Annotated in this window: 1 protein-coding gene; it reads right to left on the bottom strand. The window is 67.8% G+C overall.

Going from position 1 to position 233, the window contains the following annotated elements:
* Positions 1 to 233: adenylosuccinate synthetase (locus ACR9ZK_RS23630; RefSeq protein WP_481344344.1), on the bottom strand; the 233-nt coding region annotated here is incomplete at both ends.

Below are 233 nucleotides of genomic sequence, written 5' to 3'. Positions count from 1 at the left end.
CGTGCAGCGCCTCGAGCTCCGCGAAGAGCACCTCGAGATCGATCACGACGCCGTTGCCGATGACCGCGTTGACGCCCGGCGAGAGGATGCCGCTCGGCAGCAGGTGCAGCGCGTACTTCTCGTCGCCGATGACGACGGTGTGGCCGGCGTTGTTGCCGCCGTTGAACTTGACGACCCAGTCGGTCCGGTCGCCGAGGAGGTCGGTGGCTTTGCCCTTGCCCTCGTCTCCCCAC

The organism is Monashia sp. HAY1-5C (genome assembly GCF_056755255.1).
Note: the sequence above shows the minus strand (reverse complement) of the source record. Positions and strands in the feature narration are given on the sequence as shown.